The sequence below is a fragment of the Halomonas almeriensis genome, from assembly GCF_030409235.1.
Lineage (GTDB): Bacteria > Pseudomonadota > Gammaproteobacteria > Pseudomonadales > Halomonadaceae > Halomonas > Halomonas almeriensis.
On sequence record NZ_JAUFPO010000001.1, the window covers coordinates 16,095 to 39,089 of the forward strand.

17 protein-coding genes are annotated in these 22,995 nt (G+C 64.7%); 13 read left to right on the top strand and 4 right to left on the bottom strand.

Annotated elements, in window-relative coordinates; genetic code table 11:
• Positions 1 to 98 precede the first annotated feature (98 nt).
• The 7 genes from lepA (at position 99) to QWY74_RS00110 (ending at position 6,661) form a co-directional block, all read left to right on the top strand.
• Positions 99 to 1,916, top strand: coding sequence for a translation elongation factor 4 (gene lepA, locus QWY74_RS00080; RefSeq protein ID WP_264826749.1), 1,818 nt, complete (start codon positions 99 to 101; stop codon positions 1,914 to 1,916).
• A gap of 15 nt (positions 1,917 to 1,931) precedes the next feature.
• On the top strand, positions 1,932 to 2,738 hold the full coding sequence (lepB, locus tag QWY74_RS00085) for a signal peptidase I (RefSeq protein ID WP_264826750.1): 807 nt from the start codon (positions 1,932 to 1,934) through the stop codon (positions 2,736 to 2,738).
• 42 nt (positions 2,739 to 2,780) lie between these two features.
• A complete protein-coding gene (gene rnc, locus QWY74_RS00090) occupies positions 2,781 to 3,464 on the top strand; it encodes a ribonuclease III (protein ID WP_264826751.1) in 684 nt (227 codons plus the stop codon).
• Positions 3,465 to 3,466: 2 nt separating this feature from the next.
• A complete protein-coding gene (gene era / locus QWY74_RS00095; RefSeq protein WP_264826753.1) occupies positions 3,467 to 4,366 on the top strand; it encodes a GTPase Era in 900 nt (299 codons plus the stop codon).
• A 244-nt stretch (positions 4,367 to 4,610) separates the two neighbouring features.
• On the top strand, positions 4,611 to 5,306 hold the full coding sequence (recO, locus tag QWY74_RS00100) for a DNA repair protein RecO (protein ID WP_290313519.1): 696 nt from the start codon (positions 4,611 to 4,613) through the stop codon (positions 5,304 to 5,306).
• A gap of 171 nt (positions 5,307 to 5,477) precedes the next feature.
• A complete protein-coding gene (gene pdxJ / locus QWY74_RS00105) occupies positions 5,478 to 6,287 on the top strand; it encodes a pyridoxine 5'-phosphate synthase (RefSeq protein ID WP_264826865.1) in 810 nt (269 codons plus the stop codon).
• Entirely contained in the window at positions 6,284 to 6,661 is a 378-nt protein-coding gene (locus tag QWY74_RS00110; protein ID WP_264826755.1) for a holo-ACP synthase, read from the top strand. The genes pdxJ and QWY74_RS00110 overlap by 4 nt, the downstream gene beginning before the upstream one ends.
• Here QWY74_RS00110 and QWY74_RS00115 read toward each other — a convergent pair.
• Positions 6,601 to 9,339 carry an ATP-binding protein gene (locus QWY74_RS00115; RefSeq protein ID WP_290313520.1) on the bottom strand — a complete coding sequence of 913 codons (2,739 nt, stop codon included), beginning with the start codon at positions 9,337 to 9,339 and terminating at the stop codon, positions 6,601 to 6,603. The genes QWY74_RS00110 and QWY74_RS00115 overlap by 61 nt on opposite strands.
• 117 nt (positions 9,340 to 9,456) lie before the next feature.
• Here QWY74_RS00115 and cysM point away from each other — a divergent pair, with 117 nt between their 5' ends.
• Genes cysM through ppc form a run of 5 tightly spaced genes read left to right on the top strand, consistent with a single transcriptional unit; the run spans position 9,457 to position 17,664 of the window.
• Positions 9,457 to 10,353, top strand: a complete 897-nt coding sequence (gene cysM / locus QWY74_RS00120) for a cysteine synthase CysM (RefSeq protein ID WP_264826757.1) — start codon at positions 9,457 to 9,459, stop codon at positions 10,351 to 10,353.
• Between the two features lies 1 nt (position 10,354).
• Positions 10,355 to 11,794 (top strand): RsmD family RNA methyltransferase, encoded by a 1,440-nt coding sequence (locus QWY74_RS00125; protein WP_264826758.1) that lies wholly within the window; start codon positions 10,355 to 10,357, stop codon positions 11,792 to 11,794.
• A complete protein-coding gene (relA, locus tag QWY74_RS00130; RefSeq protein WP_290313521.1) occupies positions 11,787 to 14,159 on the top strand; it encodes a GTP diphosphokinase in 2,373 nt (790 codons plus the stop codon). The genes QWY74_RS00125 and relA overlap by 8 nt, the downstream gene beginning before the upstream one ends.
• Entirely contained in the window at positions 14,159 to 15,019 is an 861-nt protein-coding gene (gene mazG, locus QWY74_RS00135; RefSeq protein ID WP_264826760.1) for a nucleoside triphosphate pyrophosphohydrolase, read from the top strand. The genes relA and mazG overlap by 1 nt, the downstream gene beginning before the upstream one ends.
• Positions 15,016 to 17,664 carry a phosphoenolpyruvate carboxylase gene (ppc, locus tag QWY74_RS00140; RefSeq protein WP_290313522.1) on the top strand — a complete coding sequence of 883 codons (2,649 nt, stop codon included), beginning with the start codon at positions 15,016 to 15,018 and terminating at the stop codon, positions 17,662 to 17,664. Before mazG ends, ppc begins: the two co-directional genes overlap by 4 nt.
• A gap of 377 nt (positions 17,665 to 18,041) precedes the next feature.
• On the opposite strand, the gene QWY74_RS00145 is transcribed toward ppc, so the two are convergent.
• The 3 genes from QWY74_RS00145 to QWY74_RS00155 all read right to left on the bottom strand — a co-directional run bounded on the left by QWY74_RS00145 (position 18,042) and on the right by QWY74_RS00155 (position 21,621).
• Positions 18,042 to 18,611, bottom strand: a complete 570-nt coding sequence (locus tag QWY74_RS00145) for a hypothetical protein (RefSeq protein ID WP_264826762.1) — start codon at positions 18,609 to 18,611, stop codon at positions 18,042 to 18,044.
• Between the two features lie 86 nt (positions 18,612 to 18,697).
• Positions 18,698 to 19,600 carry a ketopantoate reductase family protein gene (locus QWY74_RS00150; RefSeq protein WP_264826763.1) on the bottom strand — a complete coding sequence of 301 codons (903 nt, stop codon included), beginning with the start codon at positions 19,598 to 19,600 and terminating at the stop codon, positions 18,698 to 18,700.
• Positions 19,597 to 21,621, bottom strand: a complete 2,025-nt coding sequence (locus QWY74_RS00155) for a DNA topoisomerase III (protein ID WP_290313523.1) — start codon at positions 21,619 to 21,621, stop codon at positions 19,597 to 19,599. The genes QWY74_RS00150 and QWY74_RS00155 overlap by 4 nt, the downstream gene beginning before the upstream one ends.
• A gap of 118 nt (positions 21,622 to 21,739) precedes the next feature.
• On the opposite strand from QWY74_RS00155, the gene QWY74_RS00160 reads away from it, so the two are divergent.
• Positions 21,740 to 22,984 carry an ABC1 kinase family protein gene (locus tag QWY74_RS00160; protein WP_290313524.1) on the top strand — a complete coding sequence of 415 codons (1,245 nt, stop codon included), beginning with the start codon at positions 21,740 to 21,742 and terminating at the stop codon, positions 22,982 to 22,984.
• Positions 22,985 to 22,995 lie beyond the last annotated feature (11 nt).

Here is a 22,995-nt window from a genome sequence, read left to right on the forward strand (position 1 = left end):
TCATCCCGCTACAATGCCGCCATCTCACACGTTGCGTCGGCCCTGGATGGCTTTTCACCGGCGGCAACCGCACGCGTACATGAAACGGATAACCCTGAATGGCAGACATCGATAACCGTAAAGTAATCAACGGGATACGCAACTTCTCGATCATCGCTCACATCGACCACGGCAAGTCGACCCTGGCGGATCGCCTGATCCAGGTCTGTGGCGGCCTGACCGAGCGCGAGCTCAAGGAGCAGGTGCTCGACTCGATGGATCTCGAGCGTGAGCGGGGCATCACCATCAAGGCCCAGTCGGTGACGCTGGATTACCATGCCCGGGATGGCAACGTGTACCAGTTGAACTTCATCGACACGCCCGGCCATGTCGACTTCTCCTATGAAGTCTCGCGCTCGCTCTATGCGTGCGAGGGCGCGCTGCTGGTGGTGGATGCCGCCCAGGGCGTCGAGGCGCAGTCGGTGGCCAACTGCTACACCGCCATCGAGCAGGGCCTCGAGGTGCTGCCCGTGCTCAACAAGATGGATCTGCCCCAGGCGGACCCGGCCAAGGTCGCCGAAGAGGTCGAGGAAATCATCGGCTTGGATGCCTCGGATGCCTGTCAGGTGTCCGCCAAGAGCGGCCTGGGCATCGACGGACTGCTGGAGCGCCTGGTGCGCGATATTCCGCCTCCCAAGGGCGATCCGGACAAGCCGCTTCAGGCGCTGATCATCGACTCCTGGTTCGACAACTACCTGGGCGTAGTCTCCCTGGTGCGTCTCTTCGACGGCACGCTCAAGAAGAACGAGCGGATTCGTATCACCTCCACCGGGCGCGACTGGGTGACCACCGAGGTGGGTATCTTCACGCCACAACGTCGCCAAACCGATGTGCTGCGGGCCGGCGAGGTTGGCTTCATCGTCGCCGGGATCAAAGACATCCAGGGCGCGCCGGTGGGTGACACCATCATCCATTCCAAAACACCGGACGTGCCGCGCCTGCCGGGCTTCCAAAAGGTCAAGCCGCAGGTCTATGCCGGCATCTTCCCGGTCAGCTCGGATGACTACGAGGAATTCCGCGACGCGCTTGAAAAGCTCGCGCTCAATGATGCTTCCCTGGACTATGAGCCGGAAAACTCCGACGCTATGGGCTTCGGTTTCCGGGTCGGCTTCCTGGGCACCCTGCACATGGAGATCATCCAGGAGCGTCTCGAGCGCGAATACAACCTGGATCTGCTGACCACGGCTCCCACCGTGGTCTACGAGCTGTACATGAAAACCGGCGAGCTCGAGTATGTCTCCAACCCCTCCAAGCTGCCCGACATGGCGGATGTCGAGGAAATGCGCGAGCCGGTGGTACGGGCCAGCATCCTGGTCCCCCAGGAGTTCGTCGGCAGTGTGATCGCCGAATGCGAACAGCGCCGGGGCACCCAGTTAGACATGCTCTTTTTGGGTAGCCAGATTCAGTTGACCTATGAACTGCCGATGTCCGAGGTGGTCATGGACTTCTTCGATCGGCTGAAGTCGCTTTCCAAGGGCTATGCCTCGCTGGAGTACAACTTCGAGCGTTTCGAGGCCGCCAACCTGGCGCGTCTCGATGTGTTGATCAATGGCGATCGGGTGGATGCCCTGGCAGTCATCATTCATCGAGATCATGCCCACCCGCGGGGCCGGGCGCTTGTCGAGAAGATGAAAGAGCTGATCCCGCGGCAGATGTTCGACGTGGCGATTCAGGCAGCCATCGGCGGCCAGGTGGTGGCGCGTTCCACCGTCAAAGCGCTGCGCAAGAACGTCACGGCCAAGTGTTATGGTGGTGATACCACGCGCAAGAAAAAGCTGCTCGAAAAGCAGAAGGCGGGCAAGAAGCGCATGAAGCAGGTCGGCCGGGTGGAGATCCCCCAGGAAGCCTTCCTCGCTGTACTCAAGGTCAACGACTAAGGAAGGACGGGGATAATGGATTTTGCGCTTCTACTGGTCATTGCGGTGGCCGTGACCGGTGTCATCTGGCTGCTCGATGCGATCTGGTGGCGCCCGGCGCGTCGCCAGCGTCTGGCCGCCAGTGCCGAGTCCGGGGAGCTCGATGAGAAGACCATTGAAGAGCGTGAGAAGGCGCTCAAGGACCCCTGGCCGGTAGATTACGCTCGTTCGTTCTTCCCCGTGCTGCTGGTGGTTCTGTTGTTGCGCAGCTTTCTGGTCGAGCCTTTCCAGATTCCCTCCGGCTCCATGCGACCGACCCTTGCCGTGGGGGATTTCATCCTGGTCAACAAGTTCACCTATGGCCTGCGGCTGCCGGTGTTAAATACCAAGGTCGTCGAGCTGGGCGAGCCCGAGCGGGGCGATGTCATGGTGTTCCGTTTTCCCAAGGAGACCGGCGTGAATTTCATCAAGCGTGTCGTCGGACTGCCCGGCGACCGCATCCGCTACGAGGGCAAGCAGCTCTTCGTCAATGGCGACGCTGTGCCCAAGGAGCTACTGGAAACCGCGCCCCAGGGAGCACCGCAGGAATTGCTGCTGCAGGAGCAACTGGGCGAAGTTGCCCACCAAATCTACAATAATCCCGAGGATCCGGGTCCTCAGATGCGTGGCGTCGAGGTGCCGGAAGGGCATTATTTTGTGATGGGAGACAACCGCGACCACTCCAATGACAGTCGTTATTGGGGCTTTGTCCCCGAGGAGAACGTCGTGGGCGAGGCCTTTGCCGTGTGGATGCACTGGAATGGCGGTCTACCGAGTTTCACTGATGTGCGGGGCATCGATTGAGATACCGACAACGCACCGCTGTCATGACAAAGCAGGAGTTTCGTGAGTAATTCCCTCGATATATTCAGTCGACGTATCGGGCACCAGTTTGCCCAGCGCGAACTGCTGGAACTGGCCATGACGCACCGTAGCTACGGTGGTCGCAACAATGAGCGCCTGGAGTTTCTGGGCGACTCCATCGTCAACTTCGTGATCGCCGAGGACCTTTATCAGCGTTTTCCCAAGGCGCGGGAAGGGCAGTTGTCGCGTCTTCGAGCCCGCCTGGTCAAGGGCCAGACGCTGGCCGAACTGGCGCGCGAGATGGAGTTCGGCGACTGCCTGCGGCTTGGCTCCGGCGAGATGAAAAGCGGCGGCCACCGGCGCGATTCGATTCTCGCCGATGCCGTGGAAGCCGTGATCGGTGCGATCTACCTGGATGCCGGGATGGACACCGCCCGAGCCCGAGTCCTGTCCTGGTTCGCCGAGCGCCTGGAAATGATAGACCTGCAGGATACCCAGAAGGACCCCAAGACCCGGCTCCAGGAGTTTCTGCAGTCCCGTCAGGTGCCTCTGCCGCGCTATGACGTGATCTCCGTGGAAGGTGAGGCGCATGCGCAGACCTTCACGGTGGAGTGCCATGTCGAGGTGCTCGACGAGCATACTCAGGGCATCGGCTCCAGCCGTCGCCATGCCGAACAGCAAGCCGCCGAATACGCCTTGGCGCAGCTCGACAAGAGAGGTATCTGAGCATGTCCCAGACCTGTGGCTTCGTTGCCATCATGGGCCGCCCCAACGTCGGCAAGTCGACGTTGATGAACCATATTCTCGGCCAGAAGATCTCGATCACCTCGCGCCGTCCCCAAACCACGCGCCATCAGGTCATGGGTATCAAGACCGAGGGCGACGCTCAGTTCGTCTATGTCGATACTCCGGGGATTCACGCGCTCGAGAAGGACCGCGACAAGGCCATCAACCGTTTCATGAATCAGGCGGCAACCCAGGCCCTGAGGGACGTCGACTGTGTGGTCTTCATCATCGATCGCACCCGCTGGACGCCGGAAGACCAGAACGTGCTCGAGCGTCTGGCGACCGTCACGGCGCCGGTGATCCTGGCCGTCAACAAGGTCGACCGGATCAACGACAAGTCGACCCTGCTGCCCTGGTTGGAAGAAGTTAGCGGACGTCGCGATTTTGCCGCCATCGTGCCGGTTGCTGCCAAGCACGGCACCAATGTCGCCGAGCTGGAAGCCGAAGTGGCCAAGCATCTGCCCGAAAGCGTGCACTTCTTTCCGGACGATCAGGTCACCGATCGCAGCCTGCGCTTCATGGCTGCCGAACTGGTCCGCGAGAAGATCATGCGCCAACTCGGCGATGAGCTGCCGTATCAGATGACCGTGGAAATCGAGGAGTTCCGTGAGGATGGCGCCATCACCCATATCAGCGCGCTGATCATGGTGGAACGCCAAGGGCAGAAAAAGATTCTCATCGGTGATCGCGGCGAGCGGATCAAGAGCATCGGTCGCGATGCGCGCCTGGAGCTGGAGCGGGTGGTCGGCACCAAGATCATGCTCAACCTTTGGGTCAAGGTGAAGCGGGGCTGGTCGGATGATGACCGGGCTCTGAAGAGCCTTGGCTATGATTTAGACTGACGCCGAGCTTCGAGCTTCGAGCTTCGAGCTTCGAGCTGCGGGTTTCGAGCCTCGAGAATCGAGCAGGGCGTGACAGGCTTGAAACTGCAAAGCCTGGGGCGTTGTCGGGGTTCGCATCTCGTATCTCGCCGCTCGTCCGCTTCGGGGTGGGGTTCGCATCTCGTACCTCGACGCTCGACTGTTCCGAGGCTCGCAGCGCGCATTTCCGGCTTGGCCCGAGCGATACTTCTCCTGAAGGCGTCTCATGACACCTGAACCGGCCTATCTGCTGCACAAACGTGCCTATCGTGAGACCAGCGCCCTGGTGGAGTTTCTGACCCTGCACCACGGCCGGGTACGCGCCGTGGCACGGGGCGTGCAGCGCCCGGGAAGTCGCTTGCGCGGTGTCCTGCAGCCGTTCTCGCCGTTGCACGTGACTTGGTCGGGCAAGGGCGATCTCAAACGCATGAACCTGATGGAAAGCCGCGGCTCCTCCACCATGCTGGTCGGCGAGGGGCTGTTGTGCGGTCTCTATGCCAATGAGCTGCTGACCCGGCTGTTGCCGGTGGAGCTGCCCGTCGGGGATGTGTTTGCCTTCTACGGGGCCACGCTGGAGGCCCTGCCCAGACCGGATGCCCGCGCCGGGGCCCTGCGACGCCTGGAACTGGCACTGCTGGAAGCGCTGGACGCCGAACCGCGTTTCTGCGGGCCCGAGGGCGAGGCACTGGACCCCCAGAGCCGCTACGTCTACGACGCCGGCTCGCGCGGCTTCGTCCCCGGCCAGCCCGGCATCGACGGCCGGACCCTGAAGCTGCTGGCCAGCAGCGACTGGCGCTCCCCCGGTCTCGCCGGCCCCGCCAAGGGCGTGATGCGCGCCGCACTCGCCACGCTGCTCGGCACCCGACCGCTACGCTCCCGGGAACTGATGCAGCAGCTCGCCGAACGGAGGCGGGCAGAGTAGCTGGAAGAAGGAAGAAGGAAGAAGGAAGAAGGAAGAAGGGCCTTGCGTCGTGAGCTTCGGTTTTTATCCTTACCTTCACTCTTCACTCTTCACTCTTCACTCTTCACTCTTCACTCTTCACTCTTCACTCTTCAACCTATGCTCATTCAACCCTTTCATGGAGAGCTCGTGATGCATCCCCCCCGTATTCTGCTTGGTGTCAACATCGATCATGTCGCGACGCTGCGCCAGGCGCGTGGTACCCGTTACCCCGATCCGGTGCAGGCGGCCCTGCTGGCCGAGGAGGCGGGGGCGGATGGCATCACCGTGCACCTGCGGGAGGATCGTCGGCATATCCAGGAGCGCGATGTGCGCCTGCTGGCCGAGGTCCTCAATACCCGCATGAACCTCGAGATGGCGCTCACCGAGCCGATGCTCGCGCTGGCCGAGGACGTCCGCCCGGCGCATGTCTGTCTGGTGCCCGAAAAGCGCGAGGAAGTCACCACCGAGGGCGGGCTCGATGTGGCGAGCAGCCTCGAAACAGTCAGTGATGCCTGTCGTCGACTGGCCGCCGCGGGCTGTGAGGTGTCCTTGTTCATTGACCCCAGCGTCGAGCAGGTCCAGGCCGCGGCCAGGGCAGGCGCGCCGACCATCGAGCTGCATACCGGCGCCTATGCCGATGCCGGGCCCGGCCAGGCCCGGCAGGAATATGCGCGCCTGACCGCCGCGGCGGAAATGGCCCAGGAGCTCGGCCTGGTGGTCAATGCCGGGCACGGCCTGAATTACCACAACGTCGAGGCCGTGGCGGCGATTGCCGGGGTGCATGAGCTCAATATCGGTCATGCGATCATCGGCAGGGCACTCTTTGTCGGCCTCAAGGAAGCCGTGGCGGACATGAAGCGCCTGGCGATTGCCGGTCAGGAAGCCGGCCTTCTGGCCGCGGTGGAAGACCACGAACACGACCATGACCATGACGCGGACGGGAGCTGCTGCGACGCATGATCATTGGCATCGGCACCGACATCGCGCGGGTGGGGCGTTTCGAACTCGCTCTGGAGCGTCATGGCGAGCGCTTCATGCAGCGGCTGCTGGGCGAGGCCGAGCGCGCTGGTTTTCATGCCCGGGGTGGCTCGGTCGCGTATCTGGCCAAGCGCTTTGCCGCCAAGGAGTCCTTCGTCAAGGCGCTGGGCACCGGGCTGCGCCATGGCATGAGCTGGACCGAGATTCAGGTGCTGAACGATTCACTGGGGCGTCCGGTTCTGCACCTGAGTGGCCGGGCCGAAGCGCTGGCCACGGCGGCCGGCGTTCAGCGCCATCATCTTTCGTTGTCCGACGAGGCCGAGTTGGCAGTGGCCTTCGTGGTACTGGAGGCCTGACCCGCCTTCCAGTGACTCAGGCCCTGCATGGCCGCATACAGGTCGGGTAGCAGGGGTTGGACGGCGTCGGTCCCCCGGGAACGTAGCCGGGTTTCGAGGGTTTCCACCAGCAGCGCCAGGCGCGGCACGCCACAGTAGCGGCAGGCCCCGTTGAGGGCATGGATGGCATCCAGCAAGCCTTCTTCATCGCCTTCGGCATTGGCGCGCTGAATGCTGGCTTGGGTGTCGTTCAGCGAATCGATCAACTGGTCCAGCAGTTGTCTGGCCAGCCCTTCCCGACCGCCGGCCAGCCGAGCGCCCAGTGCCAGGTCCACCTCGGGCAGGGCATCATCAGAAAAGGTCGGCGCGTCGGCTCGGCGTTCGGGTTCCTTCTCCACCACATCAAGGCCCTTGCCCAGGTGCAGGCGGAACATCTGGTCGAGCTTGTGGGTGTCCAACGGCTTGTCCAGCATGTCGTCGAGGCCGTTGTCCAGCAAATGCTGGCGCTGATTGTCCTGCACATGAGCGGTCACGGCGATGATCGGCAACTGCTGCCAGCGCCCGCCCAGACGGCGCAGCGCCCGGGTGGTCTCGATGCCGTCCATCCCCTCCATGCGGATATCCATCAACACCATGTCGACACTTTCTCGCTGAGCCAGTGCCAGGGCTTGTTCGCCGCTGGCGGCCAGGGTCACCCTGCAGCCGGCGTCCTCGATCAGCTCGCGCAGCAGCACCCGGTTGGACGCGGTGTCATCGACGCACAATATGTGCCAGTTGTCGGTGGCCTCGGGCGCCGGTAATGCCGCAGCCGACGTTGCCCGGGAAAGGGCGGCGGCCCCGCGACTCTGACGCCAGACATCCTGTATGGCCTCGGCCAGCGCATGCCTTGATACCGGCTTGTTCAGGACTTTGCCGCCATGCGGCAGACTAAAGTCCTCGGGCAGTTCCGGTGGAGTGGCATTGACCATCAGGATGGCTGGGCACTCGAGAGAAGGCAGGCGTTGCCGCCAGCCGTTCAGGTCGGCCTGGCCGGCTTCCTGGGCGGTCAGGCCGATCAGGACCATGTCCATCGAAGCGGGCGTGTGTTCGTCGAGATCCCGGGAGATCGCGTCCCATCGCTGGACCAGGTGGTGCAGTGCCCGGGATGTGGTGGCGTGGGGCTCGTGAATGGCCAGGGTCAGGCCGCCGAGGTTCACTTCCTGGGGGCGTTCGCGCGTATCGCTGCCGCTCAGGGGCAGGGTGAACGCAAAGGTGGTCCCCTGTTCGGGCGTACTGTCGACACTGATCTCGCCGCCCATCTGCTCGACCAGCTGGCGGCAGATGGCGAGCCCCAGCCCCGTGCCGCCATAGCGCCGGTGGTGACTGCTTTCTCCCTGGCGAAAGGCGTCAAAAAGCTGCTCCTGAAAGGCGCGCGACAGGCCGATTCCCGTGTCGCTGACCGACACACGCAGGATGGTCTGATGGGGCGACTGATCCTGGACGGCGACCCGCACGATGACCTCGCCCTGCTGGGTGAACTTGACGGCGTTGTGAACCAGGTTGGTCAGGATCTGTCGGATACGCAGCGGGTCGCCGATCAGCTCGATGGGCACATCATCGTAGACCAGCCCCAGCAGTTGAAGATCCTTGTGCTGTGCCTGGGGCGCCTGCAGGCCCAGCACCTCATTGACCAGCACCACCATGTCCAGGGGGCGATGTTCCAGCTCCAGTCGACCCGCCTCAATCTTGGAGAAGTCGAGCACGTCGTTGACCAGCATCAGCAGGTTATCGCAGGCACGCTGTACGTGCTCCAGCCATTCGCGCTGGCGGGGTGCCAATTCGGAGCGCTGCAGCAATTGGCAAAAGCCGATGATGCCATTCAGGGGGGTGCGAATCTCATGGCTCATGTTGGCCAGGAACTCGGACTTGGCGCGGTTGGCTTCCAGCGCTTGCTGGTGCGCGCGATCGAGCTCGAGGTTCTGCTGCTCGATGGTCTCCATCGACTGATGCAATTCGCGAGTGGCCTGTTCCCCCCGTGTCTGCATGTCCCCGTGGGTGACGGCAAGCTGATCGCGCAATACATTGAGGCGTCGGATCAACTGGGCCAGCTCCGGCTCGGAGGGCAGCTCGAGCGAGGGCGGTACCATGCCGGCACTCAACTGAACAAGGGTCTCGCAGGCCTCTTCCAGGGTCTGGCTGAAGTGGCGCCACAGCGAGTAGGCCAGTATGAACAGCAGCAGCCCGCTGAGCAGCAGCACCAGTCCCGCGATGGCCAGGGTACGGTAATAGCCCAGCGTCAGCGCCGAGGTGTCGATATCCATCGACAGACTGGCCCCGGTTGGGGAGATGGTCTCTTGCAGCCGCCAGCGGTCATCGAGTTGGACCAGGGTGTCGCCGGTTGCGTCGAGCGAGCCGGTGGGCAGCGCGCGCATGCCGCCCATGGCCACCAGAGCATGCCCCTCGGCGTCGCGGATGGTCAGGGCCCTGATTTCGTCCATCGCCATCAGACGGTCAGCGGTGCGCCTCAGTGCCCGGGGGGCATCGCCCTCCAAAGCGTCGGCCAGGCTGGGGAGCAGCACTTGCGCCGTCTGCTCGAGGCGTTCGGCAAGCTGCTGCTGGCTGTGGCGGTAGTCGAATTCACACACGGCGATGACCAGCCCCGTCAAAAGGGCCAGGGGCAGTATCAGAATGCACAGCATCAGACGTGTTTTCAGGGACATCGGCGCGCCTTGCAGAAAAATGTCGTGGAGCAGTATGCCATAGCCGAAGCCCATGCCTGTCCAGTCCGTTCAGGCAAATATATAATGTGCTAAAGACTTTTCCATAAGGAAGGCGGAATGCAGTTCCCTACCCTGGAAGACACCATCGGTCACACACCGCTGGTTCGCCTCAAGCGCATCACCGCGGGTCGAGGCAATACCTTGCTGGCCAAGCTGGAAGGCAACAACCCGGCGGGCTCGGTGAAGGACCGTCCGGCATTGTCCATGCTCGACCAGGCCGAAAAACGAGGCACCATTGCCCCGGGTGACACCCTGATCGAGGCCACCTCGGGCAACACCGGCATCGCCCTGGCCATGGCCGCGGCCATCAAGGGCTATCAAATGGTCCTGATCATGCCCGAGAGCGCTTCCAGCGAGCGCAAACAGGCCATGGCGGCCTATGGGGCGCGGCTCATCCAGGTCAGCCAGCAGGGCGGCATGGAGGAGGCCCGGGATGTGGCGCAGGCCATGATTGCCCGCGATGAGGGCAAGCCGCTCGACCAGTTCGCCAACCCGGACAACCCTCTGGCGCACTATCAGACCACGGCGCCCGAGGTCTGGGAGCAGACCGCAGGCAGCGTGACGCATTTCATCTGCTCGATGGGCACCACCGGCACCATCATGGGCGTCTCCCAGCGCCTCAAGGAATACAATCCCGAGATCCAGATCATCGGCCTGCAGCCCGAGGATGGCGCCAGCATCGCGGGCATCCGCCGCTGGCCGGAGGCCTATCTGCCTGGCATCTTCGATGCCTCGCGAGTGGATCGGTTGATGGACATCGGTCAGCAGGAAGCCGAAGCGGGCATGCGGCGCCTGGCGCGCGAGGAGGGCATCCTCGCCGGGGTCTCCTCTGGCGGCGCCCTGGCGGGCGCTCTGCGGTTGGCGGAAACCCTGGACAACGCGGTGATCGTCTTCATCGTCTGCGACCGCGGCGACCGCTATCTTTCCACCGGTCTTTTCGCTGCGGAGACTTGAGGTGGCAGGTCTCGGCAAGCGGCGACCGGCACGCGCACGTTCAGGGGTTTCGGGGCTAAGTCAGCCCGATCAGCCGGCCGCGGGTGGCGCGAGCAGCCCGACCCCCGGTGCCAACGAGCTGACCATTCAGGGGTTGGCGCATGACGGCCGCGGGGTCAGTCGTCAGCCCGGCGGCAAGACGGTCTTTGTCGACGATGCCCTCGACGGCGAGCGGGTGCGTGCCAGCGTGCATGTCACCCGTAAGCGCTATGATGAAGCCCATGTCACTGAGGTGCTGGCGGCCTCTCCGGTTCGGGTCACGCCTCCCTGCGAGCATTATGCCCAGTGCGGTGGCTGCGACCTCCAGCACCTGGCGGTAGCCTCCCAGCGTCAGCACAAGATTGATGTGCTGCGTGAGCTGCTGGCACGCCAGAAAGTCAGCCTGCCCGAGGAGGTCACCCTGCTGAGCGGCGAGGCCGAGGGGTACCGGCGGCGGGCGCGTCTGGGTGTCAAGGTCGACAGCACCGGTCAGGTGCGCATGGGGTTTCGGGCGCGTCACAGCCATCGACTGGTCGATCTGACCAGCTGCGTGGTGATGCGCCCGGAACTGGCCAGCCTGCTGGTACCGCTGCGCGAGCAACTGGAAGCCCTCGACGCTCCCCGGCATGTCGGTCACCTGGAGCTGCTCGCCACGGATGGCGCCGTGACCCTGGTGGTTCGCCAGTTGCGTGAGCAGCACGCCGACATGGCGCGCTGGCGAGCCTTTGCGGCGCGCCATGACATTCACCTGGCGGTACTGCTGGGGCGTGAGTCGCCGCACTGGCAGTGGCTGACACGGGCACCCCGGCTGAGCTGTCAGCTCAGTGCCGGCGACCCGTCGCTGACCCTGGGCCTTGACCCCGGCGACTTTCTCCAGGCCAATGAAACGGTCAACCAGCGCATGGTCGACACCCTGATGGAGTGGCTAGGCCCGCTGATCCAGGGTGCCCGGGTGCTGGACCTGTTCGCCGGTATCGGCAACTTCAGTCTGCCGTTGGCGGCGCGGGGGGGGCATGTCACGGCCGTCGAGGGCAACGCCGCCATGGTCGATCGGCTGGCCGCCAATGCCCGCAACAACGGTCTGGAGGTCGCGGCTCGCCAGGCGGATCTCGGCGACGCCACGGCGGTGACCAAACTGCTGGGCGACACACGGCCCGACGTCCTGGTGCTGGATCCGCCGCGCAGCGGCGCCGAAACCCTCTGCCGCCAGCTTGCCCGTCACCCGGTTCCCCGTGTGCTGTACATTTCCTGTGACCCGGCCACCCTGGCCAGGGACGTGGCGCTGCTGGTCGCGGCGGGGTATGTCATCCGCTGCAGCGCGGTGGCCGACATGTTCAGCCACACCTCTCATCTCGAATCCATGCTGCTGCTCGAGTGTCCTGACTCGCTGCGGCAGCGGCAAGGAGCGTCAGACCATGGTTAAAGTGCGTGAGGACCAGCCGCTGGACCTGCAGGGGCGGGTCGACATTGCGGCCTGGGTAGAGCGCCTCGAGGAAGATGTCCGGTTACGCTCGGCCGAGGAGATGCGCGTGGCCTGCGAGCTCGCCCAGCAACTGGAACTGGCCTCGGAGCGCCCGCACAAGGCCTGGCTGAAGGATGGCTCGAGTTTCCGCATGGGCCTCGAGATGGCCGATATCCTGGGTGAGCTGCGGCTCGATCAGTCGGCGCTGGAGGCGGCCGTCCTGTATCGGGCCGTGCGCGAACAACGGATCAGCCTGGTCGAGGTCGAGAAGCGGTTCGGACACGAGGTCGCCGGATTGATCAATGGTGTGCTGCAGATGGCCGCCATCAGTTCCGCCCAGGCCCCGAGTCAGGATTTCGAACAGCATGATCAGCAGGACAATCTGCGCAAGATGCTGGTCAACATGATCGACGACGTCCGGGTCGCGCTGATCAAGATCAGCGAGCGGACCTGCGCCCTGCGTCAGGTTCGTGACGCGCCCCGCGACAAGCGCCTGCGGGTCGCCCGCGAGGTCTTCGACATCTATGCCCCGCTGGCGCATCGATTGGGCATCGGCCATCTAAAGTGGGAGCTCGAGGATCTGTCGTTTCGTTACCTGCATGAGCAGGATTACAAGACGATTGCCGCCCAGCTCGCCGAGAAGCGCCTGGATCGCAACCGCTACATCGACGATGTGGTCGACACTCTCAAAACGCTGATGGATGCCCAGGGGATCGAGCATCAGGTGGATGGCCGGGCCAAGCACATCTACTCGATCTGGCGAAAGATGCAGCGCAAGCACATCGACTTCTCCCAGGTGCACGATATACGCGCGGTGCGCATTCTGGTGCCGCGGATCAGCGACTGCTACACCGTGCTGGGGATCGTGCACTCGCGCTGGCATCATGTGCCCAACGAGTTCGATGACTACATCGCCAACCCCAAGAAAAACGGTTATCAGTCATTGCATACGGCCGTCTTCGGTCCGGAGAACAAGGTGCTGGAGATCCAGATCCGCACCTTCGCCATGCATGAAGAAGCCGAGCTCGGGGTGTGTGCCCACTGGCGCTACAAGGGCCACGATACCAATGCGCGCAGTGCCGGCTACGAGGAGAAGATCGCCTGGCTGCGCCAGGTACTGGAATGGCAGGAAGAAGTGGGCGATGTCGCCCAGCTCAGCGAAGGACTCACCAGCGATGTGGCCCCGGATCGCATCTACGTCTTCACCCCGGATGGTCACGTGATCGATCTGCCGAGAGTGGCCACGCCCATCGACTTTGCCTATCGCGTGCATACCGAGGTCGGGCATCGCTGCCGCGGGGCCAAGGTCAATGGCCGTATCGTGCCCTTGACTTACAAGCTCAATACCGGCGAGCAGGTGGAGATTCTCACCGCCAGTAAGGGCGGCCCCAGTCGCGACTGGCTTAATCCCAGTCTGGGCTATGTGGCCACCTCCCGGGCGCGTGCCAAGATCCAATCGTGGTTCAAGCACCAGGCGCGCGAACAGAATCTGGAAGAGGGTCGGGCGCTGTTCGAGCGCGAGATGAAGCGGCTCGATGTCCAGGGCATGGACCTCACGCGACTGGCCAACCGGGTCAACTACCTCGCCCCAGACGACATGTATGCGGCACTCGGCGCCGGCGACCTGCGTATCGGTCAGGTGCTCAATCAGGCGCAGCAACTGTTCGGCGAGAACGACGAGCATCAGCAGCTCGACAAGCTGCTGTCCAGGCCCAGGCGCGTCTCCGGCAAGGGCGATGACGACGATATTACCGTGCTCGGGGTAGGCAATCTCAAGACCAGCATGGCCAACTGTTGTCATCCGGTGCCCGGGGAAGCGATTGTCGGATTCATCACCCAGGGGCGTGGTGTCACCGTGCATCGCCAGGATTGTCCGAACATCCTGCAGCTGCGGCTGGACGAACCCCAGCGGATCATCGAAGTGGAGTGGGGCGAGCGTGCCAACACCCAGTACCCGGTGGACATCGAGGTCCAGGCTTGGGACCGCTCGGGCCTTTTGCGTGATGTGACGGCGGTGCTCAGCAACGACAAGGTCAACGTCCTCTCGGTGAATACTCTGACCGACACCGATGACGGTATCGCGCGGATGATGATCACCGTCGAGGTTGACGGACTGGAAACCCTGGGACGGCTGTTTTCGCGCATTCAGCAGCTGTCCAACGTCATCGAGGTGCACCGCCTGCGCTCGGGTGGCAAGCAGACCGACACGGAACCCAAGCATCAGGGCGGCGCTGGGGCAGATAAGAAGGCAGCGCAGAACAAGGGCGCGCAGAAGCCCCGCTCGGACAAAGCCAGGGGCAGCGGCAAAAAGGGGAACAAGCGCTGATGAGCCAGCCAGTCCATGACCTCGAGGATCTGCTGACGCTGATGGCGGTGCTGCGGGATCCGCAGCAGGGCTGTCCCTGGGACGTCAAGCAGGACTGGGACAGCATCGTGCCTCATACCCTCGAGGAGGCCTACGAGGTGGCCGACGCCATCGAACGCCGTGCCTTCGACGAGCTGCCGGGTGAACTCGGGGATCTGCTCTTCCAGGTCATCTACTACAGCCAGTTTGCCGCCGAAGAGCAGCGCTTCGACTTCCATGAAGTCGTGGATGTGCTGACCCGCAAGATGCTCGCACGTCACCCGCATGTCTTCCCCGACGGTACTCTGGCGTCGCGGCGTCAGGGCGTGCCCGCCGCCGAGGTGCAGACCCGCGAGGTCAAGTCGCGCTGGGAAGCCCTCAAGGCCGAGGAGCGCGAAGCCCGTGAGGCACGCTCGGTGCTCGATGATGTGCCGCGTACCCTGCCGGCGCTGTCGCGGGCAGCCAAACTGTCCAAGCGTGCCGCCGGCGCCGGCTTCGACTGGCCGGACAGCCGCGGGGTCATCGACAAGCTGCGCGAGGAGCTCGACGAAGTCGCCGAAGCGCTGGAGGCCGGGGATCGCGAGCATGCTGCTGCCGAGGTCGGTGACCTGCTGTTCGCCAGCGTCAATCTGGCGCGGACCCTCGGCGCCGACCCGGAACGCTGTCTGCGTGATACCAATGCGCGCTTCGAGCGGCGGTTTCGCCATGTCGAGAATGCCCTGGCCGCTCAGCAGATACCGCTCAGTGAGGCGGGATTGCAACGCATGGAGCAACACTGGCAGGAGGCCAAGCAACAGGAACGACAAGCCCCGTCATCGTCGGAAGGAGAACCTGGATCATGAGCCATGACCTGCACGAATCGCTGCGCGACAATGTCCGCATTCTGGGTGACACCCTGGGCCGCACTATCGCCGATGACCTGGGGGAGGGCTTCGTCGAGCGCATCGAGACGATCCGCCGTCTCGCCAAGCGAGGCCGCCAGGGCGAGGCCGACGGCCAGCGTGAACTCATCGAGTATCTGCGCCAGTTGCCGGAAAGCGAACTACTGCCGGTGACCCGGGCCTTCAACCAGTTTCTCAATCTGGCCAATATCGCCGAGCAGCACTACCGCGCGCGCTTCCGCCGCGTCGAGGACTATAAGCCCGGCAGCCAGCCGGTGCTCGGCGAGTTGCTCGAACGCGCTCGCCGCGAGGGCCATTCATCGCGCAAGCTGGTGGAGAGCCTGGCCAACATGCGGGTCGAGCTGGTGCTGACCGCGCATCCCACCGAGGTCATCCGCCGCACCCTGATCCAGAAGTACGATGCCATCGATGACTGCCTGACGGCCATCGAGTCCTCCGCCGACTATCCCGAGCGTGGCGCCCGCGCCAGGGGGCGCCTGGAGGAACTGATCGGCCAGGCCTGGCATACCGACGAGATCCGTCACGAACGCCCCACGCCGGTGGACGAGGCCAAGTGGGGATTCGCGGTCATCGAGAACTCGCTTTGGCAGGCCGTGCCGGATTTTCATCGCGATCTCGACAACCTCTTGCTGGACACCGCCGGCGAACGCCTGCCGCTGGATGCCGCGCCGCTGCGTTTTGCCTCCTGGATGGGCGGTGACCGGGACGGCAACCCGAATGTCACCGCACGGGTCACGCGCGAGGTCCTGCTGCTGGGCCGCTGGATGGCCGCCGATCTCTATCTGCGCGACCTGGAGCAGCTCAAGTCCGAGCTCTCCATGTGGAAGGCCAATAGCGCACTCAAGGCCGAGGTCGGCGATGTCGCCGAACCCTATCGCGAGTTGCTCAAGCGAGTGCTGGCGCGGGTCGAGGCAACCCGGGACTGGGCCAAGGCCGAACTGGATGGCCGCTCCCACGAGGGTGGACCGATCATCGAGACCCGCGATCAGCTGTTTGCCCCCCTGCTGACCTGCTACCGTTCGCTGTGCGACGTGGGACTCGACACCATCGCCAACGGCGTGCTCCTCGATACTCTGCGGCGCGTGGCAGTGTTCGGTGTGACCCTGACCAAGCTCGACCTGCGACAGGAAGCCAGCCGTCATGAGCAGGTCATGGAAGAGCTCACCGAGGCACTGGGACTCGGCCATTACCGGGACTGGGACGAAGGCCAGCGGCAGGATTTCCTGCTGGCCGAACTGAGCTCGCGGCGGCCCCTGATTCCCCGCCACTGGGAATGTTCCGCCGAGACCCATGAGGTGCTCGACACCTTCCGGGTGGCCGCCGGTGAGCACGCCGAGGCGCTGGGCACCTACATCATTTCCATGGCCGGGCAGCCTTCGGATGTGCTGGCCGTGGCGCTGCTCATGAAGGAGGTCGGTGGTGATGCCCGGCTGCCCATCGCGCCACTGTTCGAGACCCTGGATGATCTCAACCGCGCCGGAGATGTCATCGACCGGTTGCTGGCGCTTCCCGGCTACCGCGAGCTGGCCGGTGACCGCCAGGAAGTCATGATCGGCTACTCGGATTCGGCCAAGGACGCCGGCCAGCTCGCCGCTGCCTGGGCCCAGTACCGCGCCCAGGAAACTCTGGTCGAGGTGTGCCATCGTCACGATGTCAACCTCACGCTGTTTCATGGCCGTGGTGGCACCGTGGGGCGTGGCGGTGGCCCGGCTCACGCGGCGATCCTGTCGCAGCCCCCGGGATCGGTGAACGGCAGTCTGCGGGTCACCGAGCAGGGCGAGATGATCCGCTTCAAGTTCGGCCAGCCCGAGATCGCCCTGCGCTCCATGGAAATCTACACCTGTGCGGTACTTGAAGCCTCTCTGCTGCCACCGCCGACCCCCGAGCCGGCCTGGCGTGAGGAGATGGACAAGCTGGCCGGGGTGGCTCACGCCGATTATGTCGGCGTGGTGCGCCAGGACCCGGATTTCGTGCCGTATTTCCGCGCCGTGACACCCGAGAGTGCCCTGGGTCGCCTGCCGCTCGGCTCGCGTCCCGCGAAGCGGCGTCAGGACGGCGGCGTGGAGACACTGCGCGCCATTCCCTGGATTTTCGCCTGGACCCAGACACGCCTGATGCTGCCGGCCTGGCTGGGCAGCGGCGAAGCCTTCGCCAAACGCCTGGAAGACGAAGGCGGCATGGAAGTGCTACGCGACATGCGCGACCGCTGGCCGTTCTTCGCCACCTACCTGGAAATGCTGGAGATGTTGCTGGCCAAGGCGGACGTCAGCATCGCCGCCTACTACGAGCATCGGCTGGTCGATGAACCGCCGCTGAAAGCCCTAGGGCAACGACTGCGCGACCGCTTCGGCAACCTGCATCAGGTGGTGCTGGAAATCCTCGACCAGCAGGAACTGCTGGAAAACACTCCTCTGATCCGCCAGGCCGTCGAGGTACGCAACCCCTACATCGACCCGCTGCACGGCCTGCAGGCCGAACTGCTGCAGCGTAACCGCGACGCCGACGGCGCTATCAGCGCCGACCTTTCCCGCGCCCTGATGGTCACCATGGCCGGCATCGCCGCCGGGTTGAGGAATACGGGGTAGGGGACGAGTTGCGAGATACGAGTTTCGAGCTACGAGCTGTTGGTTGCAAGCTTTAGGCTGAGTACACGATTTTCAGCTACGAGCTACGAGCTACGAGCTACGAGCTACGAGCTGCAAGCTATGAGTTTCGAGCTGTTGGCTGCAAGCTTTAGGCTGAGTGCACGATTTTCAGCTACGAGCTACGAGCTACGAGCTACGAGCTACGAGCTACGAGCTACGAGCTACGAGCTACGAGCTGCAAGCTATGAGTTTCGAGCTGTTGGCTGCAAGCTTTAGGCTGAGTGCACGATTTTCAGCTGTGGGCTACGAGCTGCGGCCTTCTCGGCCAAGCGGGCGGTGGCATCATCCTGCTCGCCGCTCGCCGCTCGCATCTGGGCTTAGAACGGCACCCTCACGGAGGCGTTGATGCGGTTGAGGTGGGAGAGACTGGCGTCGTCGAAGTGTTCGTACTCGAGCTGGCTGACGACGCCGTTGTTCTGCCAGCGGGCGCCGAAGCCTTCAATGCGGGTGGTGCCGTTTTCCCGAGCGGGGTCGCTGACGCCGTCGCTGTCCCAGTTGGCCAGGCCGGACTTGGCGTAGAGGCCGAAGCCGTCTTCCAGGCGAATGCCGGCGATCAGGCTGCCGCCGAGGCTGGTGGTGTCGACAAGGCGCTTCTGGTCACCGGTCATGGGCACAGCGTCGCTGTCGTGATAACTGAATTCCGCGCCTAGGTCCAAGGCCGGCATGCGGCTTGGCTTGAAGCCGGCCATCACGCTGAAGCCCGAGGTGAAGCGGTCCGGCGTCTTGACGTCCTCGCCTTCGATGATCAGGCCGTTGTCCAGTTGGGTGATGCGTGTGGCCTGGGGGGAATAGACCGGTTTGTCATCGGCCGAGGTGATATCCCCGAATAGTCCGGTGAGCATCATCACCAGGCCGGTTGTCATCCACTTTTCGGTTCGAGATTTCATGTTCCCTGACCTCAATGTGGCCCAGGGGAGGCCGTTTGCGACTTCAATTCCTTACGGTCTATGAAAGTTAGCACTCGGCTTTCGACCTATCCAGTAGCCGAGCGTTGGTAAAAATAACGGTGGAAGGCCGCGAGGCAGGGCGCTTCTCTGTGGTGCTCACGCGCCAGGTGCAACAGGGGCAGCAGGATGGCGTCATGTTCGGTGGGGCGGCCGGCCAGCACGTCCTGCAGCATGGAGGCGCGGTTGTGGGCGGTGTCCTCGATCACCTGCCAGACCAGCCCGCTCAGCCCCCGGGCCGGCAACGCAACCCCGGCGCTGTGCATGATGTCCGCCACTTCGGCGATGATGGCGTTGGTAATGGGCGCGAAGCGTGGTTCTGCAAGCCGCCCGTTACGGATTCGGTAGCGGGCGACCACCGGGTTGATGGCGGCATTGACGGCCAGCTTGTGCCACAGGCGCTGGTGGATGTCGTCCACCGCCTGGCAGGCCAGACCTGACCGGGTCAGGGTGTCGGCCAGCTCGGTGGCCAGGCTCGCGTGCTCACCTTCCAGGTGGCCGATCCAGGTATGGCCATGCCCGGCGTGCACGATGTGTGAATCGCTCTGGCGATAAGCGCCTTCGGTGGTGCTGGCGCACAGGGTGGGACCCGGCCAGTCGCGGGTCAGCCGGGGCTGCACCTCGAACCCATTCTGCCAAAGTACCAGTGGCGTTGCCGCCGGCAGGCGCGTGGCCACCTCGGCCAAGGCAGACTCGGCGGCATAGGCCTTGGTCATGAGGTGTACGGTGGTGACAGTCAAGAGGTCGTGCGCGGTCAAAGAGGTGGCCAGCCGGCCATCCACGGCATGTTGAGTTGTGCTGCCTTGCGGGCTGGTCAGTGACTGTGGCGACGGCAAAGGGCGTCTCCCGGCGAGCATCACCGCCTGCTGCGAGGCCAGTTTGATGCCGAGCAGGCCGCCCATGGCGCCGGGCCCGATGATAAGTTGCGTCATGACGACTTGCCACCACTGCCGTGCCGTGAGCGCGAGCTGCCGGAGGACTTGCCGCGGCTTGACGCGCTGCGGGTCGTGCCCTTCTGGTTGGAAGCTTTCCCACCTGACGTGCTGCCCTGAGTGCGCTTGCCCCGTGGCTGCGTGCGTCGGCTGCCTTTTTTGCCGCCGGCCTTGCCGCCGCTCCGGGGTTCGGGCCCCTGGGCCTGCTGAAGGGCGCTGCGGACCCGGCCGGCATCGGCGTGTTGCAACAGCTGGCGTAGATCCGTCACCAGCCCGTCCAGGAAGGGAGCCGCTGGATCATTATTTTCGGCAATACTGGCCAAACGCTGCTCCCATAGTGCCGTGCGTTCTGGTCGCCCCACGGCTTCCGGCAGTGAGGCGATCAGGGCGCTGCCCAGCCGGCTGGCCCTGAGGCTCTTGCCCTCGCGCACCAGATAACCGCGCTCCAGCAGCGTCTCGATGATGCCGGCCCGCGTCGCCTCGGTGCCAAGTCCGTCGGAGTCGCGCAGAGTACGCCGAATCGAGGCGTCGTCAACATAGCGGGCGATGTTCATCATCGCCTTGATCAGGCTGGCATCGGTGAAATGTTCGGGAGGGCGGGTCTCGCGATCCTCCACGCCGGCGTCCTCGACGCGACACGCCTCACCCTCGCTGAGCGGAGGTAGCGGCGGCGCCTCGTCCCGGGTGGTGAACAAGGGCTTCCAGCCCGGCTCGAGGACCTCCTGGCCACGGGCGCGGAAGCGTTCCTCGAGGATGGTGAACTCGGCCTTCACCTCGCGGGTCTGCAGGGCGGGGTAGAACTGGGCCAGCACATTGCGGGTGATCAGGCGAAAGATGTCGGCTTCCTGGCGCGACAGCTTTTCCAGCTCGGCCGGCTTGCCGGTGGGCGAGAGGGCGTGGTGGGCGCCCACCTGCTTGTCGTTCCAGGCCTTGGAGCGCCGCGAGAAATCGGCGCCGGCCAGCCAGCGGCCCAGCGTCTCGTCATGCTGGCAGGCGCCCTGGAGGGTGCGCTGCGCGCCCTGGAAGTGCTCCTCGGGCAGGTAGCGGCAGTCCGAACGCGGATAGGTGATCAACTGGTGGCGCTCGTAGAGACGCTGACAGATGTCGAGCACCGCCTTGGCCGAGAGGCCGTGACGACGTGCGGCATCGACCTGCAGCGCCGAGAGCGAGTAGGGCAGCGGCGCGGCCTGGCGCTTGTCGCGGCTCTCCAGGCTGGTCAGCCGGCCCTCGGCCCCCGGCAGGCGCGGCGCCAGAGCGTCGGCGGCCCGGCGGTCGAGCAGCCGGCCCTGATCATCCAGTCGGTGCGATTCGCCGGGCACCCACCAGGCGCGCAGTGTGCCGCGGGCCACCGCCAGGTCGGCCCATAGCACGAAGAAAGGCACCGGCGTGAAGTCGCGGATCTCGGCATCGCGTCGGACCACCAGACCGAGCACCGGGGTCTGCACTCGACCCACCGAGAGCACCCCGTCATGTCCCGCCTGGCGGCCCACCAGGGTCCAGGCACGGGTCAGGTTGATGCCGTACAGCCAGTCGGCCCGGGCGCGCGCCTGGGCGGCCTGATACAGGGATGCGTAGCGGCGATTGTCCTCCAGTCGGGCCAGGGCGCGCTTGACCGCAGGCACGTTCAGGTCGCTCACCAGCAGGCGGGCCACGTCGCGCTTCCAGCCCAGGTACTCGATGACCTCCTGGACCAGCAACTGGCCCTCGCGGTCCGGGTCGCCGGCATGCACCACCTGGGTGGCGCTTTTCAGCAGGCGGCGAATTACGCCAAGCTGCCCCTTGGCCTTGGGGCGCGGCATCAAGCGCCACTCGTCCGGCAGGATGGGCAGGCTGTCGAGTCGCCAGGTCTTCAGGGCCGGGTCATAGGCATCGGGTGGCGCTTGTTCCAGCAGGTGGCCCAGACACCAGGTTACGGTGGTGTCGCCCGCCACCAGGGCGCCTTCCTCCTGACGCGGCGAGTTCGGCAGGGCATTGGCGATGGCTCGGGCCAGGCTGGGTTTCTCGGCGATGATCAGACGCATGGCATCTCGCGGGGCAATGAGCGAACATGGGGATTCTTACAGTATTTATTGGTATCCGCCAGAGGGCCCGGTCGCAAACCGGCCGGTCACCCGCGCGCTGAGCGGAAGGGAGGCAACAGTGAGAGAACAGGGTCGACGACGGCGTCTTTTCGGTTTGGGGTCGCGAGCCGGCGGCGCCGTGATCAAGCAGCGCCTGGGCGGGCAGGCCGATTGGCAGGGCCTCGGGCAGGCACTGTTCGATGGGCTCTCCGAGCTCAAGGGACCGGCGATGAAACTGGCCCAGATCGTGTCCCAGTGGGATGACGTCCTGCCACCCGAGCTGGCCGATGAACTGGCGCGTCTGCAGCGCCAGGCCGAGCCCATGCCCTGGGACGACATTCGGCGCACCCTGGAAGCCTGCTATGGCGACATCGAGATCCCCTTCGCCTCCATCGAGACTCGGCCCTTTGCCAGCGCCTCCATGGGGCAGGTGCATCGGGCCGTCACGCATGACGGCGAGAGCGTGGTGCTCAAGGTGCAGTATCCCGGACTGGCCCAGGTGCTGGAGGATGACCTGCGCCAGGTGCGGCGCCTGATGCGCCTCGGCCGCTGGCTGCGCATGCCCCAGGCGCGGCTGGATGCCATGTTCGAGGAGCTGGCTGCCAGCCTGCGTGGCGAGCTGGACTACCGGGCTGAGGCCGATGCCCTGTCGCGCTATCGCCAACGCTACGCCGCGCGCGATGAAGTGGTGATTCCCGAACCGCTGCCCGACCTCTGCGGCGAGGGCGTACTGGCCATGCGCTATGTCGACGGCACCCCGCTGCGCGACCTGGAGTCCGCCGAGGACGGCCTTCGCCAGCGCATCAGCGCGACCCTGGCCGACTGGCTGACGGAAGAGCTCTTCACCCATGGCGAGCTGCATGCCGACCCCCATGCCGGCAACTTCGCCGCCGATGCCGAAGGGCGGCTGGTGATCTACGATCTGGGCGCCGTCATCGAGGTTCCGGCGGCACGGCTCCGCACGCTGATGCACCTGCTGGAGGCCACCCTCGAGAAGGACCCCATGGCCGTGGACGAGGCCGTCATGGCGCTCGGCGGCCGCCAGGGGCAGGGCGCACCGCTGGGGCTGTACCGCGAGACCGCCGATGCCATCGCGCCGCTGTTCGAGCCGGGCCCCCAGGACTTCGGCGACATCCGTGTTCATCAGCGCGTGCGCGAGCTCAGCCCGAAGATCTGGGCGGCCCTGGACCGGCTGCAGCCGCCGGCCGATACCCTCTTGCTGTCGCGTACCCTCAATGGCCACTACTGGAACTTGGTGCGGCTGCAGGCTCGCCTCGACATGGCCGCACGCACTGCGCCGCTGCGGCAGTGGGCCTCGGAGTGAGCGGCTGCCAG